This is a genomic window from Bartonella sp. AP11XZML (genome assembly GCF_042196445.1).
Taxonomy (GTDB): domain Bacteria; phylum Pseudomonadota; class Alphaproteobacteria; order Rhizobiales; family Rhizobiaceae; genus Bartonella.
Genome location: NZ_JBHIQF010000092.1, coordinates 1 through 4,649, shown reverse-complemented (window position 1 = coordinate 4,649; position 4,649 = coordinate 1). Strand labels below are relative to the sequence as shown.

The window sequence follows — 4,649 nt, the reverse complement described above, 5'->3', positions numbered from 1 at the left end:
TTCTACTTTTCTCAGTGTTTTGAGTGCTTTAAATTTGCAGATTAGCTTAACGCCTATCCAAAATAATTGTAAGGAACAAGCGGCTTTAGAAGAAGCATCTTGACCACCTCCCCATTGTTGAGAACGGGGAGGGGAGGCATATTTTTTACTTAAGCGGCTTTCACTACAGATCTTTCTAAGACTTGTTTCGCTTCTTTGATTATGGCTTTGTAATGCTTGCTTTCTTCTACCAACGTAAAGGCTTTAACAAGATGCATGTGGAGAAGTCCATAAATGTAAACAGCCTTTTTAGTTGGAGACATTTTATCCCAATCTTTTGGGAAAGCAAAACGTATATCATCATAATCAACAAATTGACTTTTTAGTTTCTTTTCACATTCAATAAAGTAACGACGAGCTTGACGTCCTTTCTCATTGCGCTCAACCATTGAGAGCTCTTTCGCCATATCTAAGGTGAGATGATATTCTTTACTTATAACATTTTTACGTTTCTCATTTTTGAGAAACGTAAAACCATAATCTTGATTTTCCAAAAATCCATATTCTTTAATACGGCGTACAATCCAATCTGCAAATTTAGAGTTGACTTCTAAAAACGTATGTAATTCACGTGCGTTAACCGTTTGAACAGTTTCTTGACCAATATTTTGTTCTTTAATTTCTATAAGAGTGTTCATAAGAATTCCTTACTATTTAGATGTTTCTTAATGACACTTTTAAAAAGTGCCGGGTGCTAAGAAACACGGTAGTAAGTCCGTCGTTATGCTTTTCCCAAAAGGGTATTGTATAGCGTAACTACACCCGACAAGATCATTATATGCGTGTAACATACAATGAGTCAAAGCCTTTAAACGTGCGGAGAAGAGATTGTTTCGTAACCAAATCCGCTTACTATTAAGGTGTTTCTTAGGCACCTGATTCGATTATCCATATTGTTGCTACATTGTCAAATAAAAAATGAGACAAGTTATAAAAATAATTGGTTAAATTCTTTGCTCGCATTTCTAGCATCTTTTTTGTTTTAATCATAAACGCAGCTCAGAGTGTGAACCGAGTCGTAAGAGTTCTAGTGTTTTGGCATTTGGCTTTCGATAAATCAAAACCAAGTCTGGCTTTATATGACAATCACGACAATCGCGCCATTGACCTGTTAGTGCATGATCTCGCCAATGTGCCTTGAGTGGTTCATCTTCCGCTAATGCTTTGACTACAAGCAGAAAATCTTCTTCTAGTGCATTGGCATATCTACCTCTGCTTTCGCGTTTAAGGTCGCGTCTAAATGACCGAGTGTAGACGATTTCACGCATAAGCACTTAAATTTTTTTTTCAGATTTACGTATTCCAACCTTATCATTACGGATCATAGTTCGTAAGCCATCTAGAGATGTATGCTTGACACGACTAGCTTCGGCATCTTCAATCGCTTGTAATGTTTCTGGATTGGGTTGGAAGAGATCAAGCGGTAATGCTTGGTCTTTAGCAATACGAGTCATAAACATACGTACTGCATCTGATACAGTTAAGCCTGTAGATTTAATAACTGTACTTGCAATCTCCTGAACTTCATCAGGTATGCGTGCTTGAATTTTTCCCATTGCTAAATCTCCTCTTTAATTGTAGTACAATGTAATACAATTTAGATTGATGTCAAGAGACTTATCTGTCTTCTTCATCCATATGGATAACGCCTTCGCCTTCGTCGCATGCGTTTGGTGGAGCGTTTGGATCAAGGGTATCATCCTTGTCTGGTGTGGTGTTTGCAACGTTTCCAGCTGTGTCTTCTTGGGCTTCATCAAAAAGTTCGCATTCTATTTTTGTGGTGTAACCGCCCGTTTTATCAAGCTTGTGTTTAACGCTTTTGATGCGCCATTCTGCTGGAATATAGGGGCGGAAAGGGGGCTCTTGAACAAGCTTTGCTTCTGCTTGTACAAAGGGATCACCACCAATATCACATGAGAAAGAAGATTTCCCACGCGATGATTTATTGCGATAAGCCGCAATGGCTGCAACAGCTTCTGATTGATTGTGGTAGGTATATTTGAGTTCATGAAACGGTGGTTTGCCAACCTTGACTTCCTTTTTTTCACCACTGCGAATATCATGATAGTTTGCGATAACACCGCCTTTTTTCTCTTCTTCTTGTTCGTTCTTTTCAGATGTTTCGGCTGCTGTCTCTGCTTTAGGCAAATTGGGGGCGTCACTTTCGTCCATATGGATAACATCTTTGCCTTCTTCAACTTCCTCTGGCTCTCGTGCATCAGCGGCGGCTTTTTGATCATCTCCTGCCTCTGTTGCTAAGCCATTGGCTGCACCTGCTTCATCCCGTGCGCTGTATTTAAAATCCCAAGAGGTGCAATGTTTTTCATGAATAACAACAATAGGGAGTGTTTCACCGGTGATAGCTTTGCCTTCACCCCGTTTGGCAAGAACAAGTTTACCATCAACGGGCTTTGCTACCGCATCATATTCTTCTGCAAGGCGTGTGGCAAAAGCCATATCACTTTCAGCTGTTTGGTCAATGTGACGCACAACGATTTTTGCAAGAGAAGGATCAACCTTTGGCGTATAGCCATTACGCTCTGCTATCTCTTGAATGATGTTGCCAAGGGTTTGTTGATGATAGGATTGGCTTTTGGGTGTTCTATAAGAGGTGTTCATAGAGGCGGCGCGTCCGGTCACGCTTAAACTTTGTGGGGGGCTGCTTACAGAGATTTCATCAATCAGATAGGCTCCCATATCGCGGTTTTTCCCGCCTTCATAGCCAAGTGTTACGGAAATAACTGTCCCGATAAGAGGAATATCAAGAAAGCCGTTATCACTGTCACGTGCGCGGTCATCAAGCTCTATAGTGATACGATCACTTTTGTTTTCTGCTTCATCGGTAATTTCAATCGACAAAACATAGTCCATGAGAGTTCTTGTGATGTCCTCTCCATTTGCCATCACTGTGCAAAAATGTTTCATGATTGACTGCCCCAAATTCTAATCACCGGTGTGGCTTTAGGATAAGGGAGGGTTGGCAAAACGATTGTGAAGCCCGCTTTTAAGATAGGTCCATGGTCTGCAAGACCAAAATTTGCTGCATAAACGCGTTCAACAGCAAGAGCTTGTTGACCCTTGGCATAGTATTTCCAGCAAATGGCATCCACCATATCGCCATCTTTGGTCATATAAAGGTCACTCATAGGTCTTCACCATATTCTCTCAACTTTATCGTAAATTCTTGTTTTTTGGGGGATNAGGATAACAAACTTGCCTAAAATTTTCCCCTGACCGGTTACAAGGATATGAGGACCATTATGGGCCATTTGTCGCAAATACTCGATTTGTCCGTGACCGCCTTTAAAATCTGGATAGATCACACCGGTTAAAGAAAACTCTGCATTTGCAAGGGCAGGCAATTGAAGAGCTGCTTTGCGCCCCAATCGCCCTTGCTCTACCCATGGAACTCCATAAGACATATCAAGTGTTTGATAAGCTGCTGTTTCAATGGAAAAGATAAAATCACCCAAAGCTAACATCATGGTATTTAATCCGAAAGGCTAGAGGCTATGGCTAAACGTTGCTGTTTTGCATAGCGTTCAAGTGCTTGATTGACAGCGTCTCTGATTTCGTCCTTGAGACCATTTGGTACTGAAATATTGAGATTTGTAATGGTTACACGGGCATCTACTTCAACGGGTTTATGAACCGTAATGGGCTTTGGAGCTTTAAAGGCACCCACTTTATTTGTTGCCTGCATTTGTCCTGTTTCAACGACACTTGTATTAAAACCACTCTTGCGTTTTTCAGGGGGGGTATTTGTAACCACTACTGTATCAACCATTTTTTTTGCGCGTGAATTGGTTTCTTCGGTAAAGGTTTTTAAAGTCTGGGTTGAAGTCTTGTCTATTGAAACATTAAACCCTAACTTTTCTTTCATCCAATTAGGCATCCAGCTGGTTAATTTGCTTATCATGCCGCTAAACCATTCAGACAGAGCATTCCATTGGCTTTTGATACCGTCCCACAAGCTACCAATGAGATTGGTTCCTGCTTCCATGAGATTGATCCCAAACAGCCACTCAATCAATGCATTGATTTTTTTTGAAATCCAAGAGAGCGGTGAAAAGTTTTTAAAGAGCGTCAAGAGGTTATTGAAAACGTTACTACATAAGCTCGCAAAAGAATTCCACAAGTTGCTTATGAAGCTTACTACCGTATCCCAATTTTTGTAGAGCAGATATCCAACTCCAACAAGGGCTGCTATGCCGCCAGCGATCCAGCCGATAGGAGTGGTCATGATTGCGATACCAAGCGATATAAAAGCAGAACTAACGGCAGTTATTGCTGGAATGAGTGAAGTTACAAGAGATAGTGCAAGACCCGCAACTGCAGAAACTGCCGGTACCATTGCCGCAATGAATGCTCCGGTAAGAACTGCTCCAACCGCGGCTAAAGATGCAGCTACCCAGCCATTGAGTTCATCCCAATATTTATAGACGACAACAAGAGCTGCGATGCCGCCAATTAGCCAACCGATAGGTGTTGTCATAATTGTGATACCAAGGCTAACAAACGCTGTTCCTACGGCTGCTAATGCGGCAATGAGTGGACCAAAAATGAAGGAACCAAGAGCTACAAGCCCTACCTTAAAGAGGGTTATTTCA

5 protein-coding genes and 3 pseudogenes are annotated in these 4,649 nt (G+C 41.4%); 1 reads left to right on the top strand and 7 read right to left on the bottom strand.

What is annotated here, in order from left to right; all coding sequences use genetic code 11:
* Positions 1-103 (top strand): annotated as a pseudogene (locus tag ACFIMG_RS09610) (putative addiction module antidote protein); the annotation flags it as partial.
* A 46-nt stretch (positions 104-149) separates the two neighbouring features.
* Here the strand turns inward: ACFIMG_RS09610 and ACFIMG_RS09605 are convergent.
* The 7 genes and pseudogenes from ACFIMG_RS09605 to ACFIMG_RS09575 form a co-directional block, all read right to left on the bottom strand.
* Positions 150-677, bottom strand: a complete 528-nt coding sequence (locus ACFIMG_RS09605; protein WP_375678449.1) for an antA/AntB antirepressor family protein — start codon at positions 675-677, stop codon at positions 150-152.
* Positions 678-1,025: 348 nt separating this feature from the next.
* Complete coding sequence (locus tag ACFIMG_RS09600; RefSeq protein ID WP_375678448.1) at positions 1,026-1,307, bottom strand: type II toxin-antitoxin system YafQ family toxin; 282 nt, start codon at positions 1,305-1,307, stop codon at positions 1,026-1,028.
* Between the two features lie 6 nt (positions 1,308-1,313).
* Positions 1,314-1,595, bottom strand: coding sequence for a type II toxin-antitoxin system RelB/DinJ family antitoxin (locus tag ACFIMG_RS09595; RefSeq protein ID WP_375678447.1), 282 nt, complete (start codon positions 1,593-1,595; stop codon positions 1,314-1,316).
* 61 nt (positions 1,596-1,656) lie between these two features.
* Positions 1,657-2,964, bottom strand: a complete 1,308-nt coding sequence (locus ACFIMG_RS09590; protein ID WP_375678446.1) for a phage late control D family protein — start codon at positions 2,962-2,964, stop codon at positions 1,657-1,659.
* Positions 2,961-3,185: a tail protein X gene (locus ACFIMG_RS09585; RefSeq protein ID WP_375678445.1), complete on the bottom strand. Its 225-nt coding sequence runs from the start codon at positions 3,183-3,185 to the stop codon at positions 2,961-2,963. Before ACFIMG_RS09585 ends, ACFIMG_RS09590 begins: the two co-directional genes overlap by 4 nt.
* Positions 3,182-3,524: pseudogene (locus ACFIMG_RS09580) on the bottom strand (phage tail protein). Before ACFIMG_RS09580 ends, ACFIMG_RS09585 begins: the two are co-directional and overlap by 4 nt.
* Positions 3,525-3,529: 5 nt before the next feature.
* Positions 3,530-4,649, bottom strand: a pseudogene (locus ACFIMG_RS09575) (phage tail protein); the annotation flags it as partial.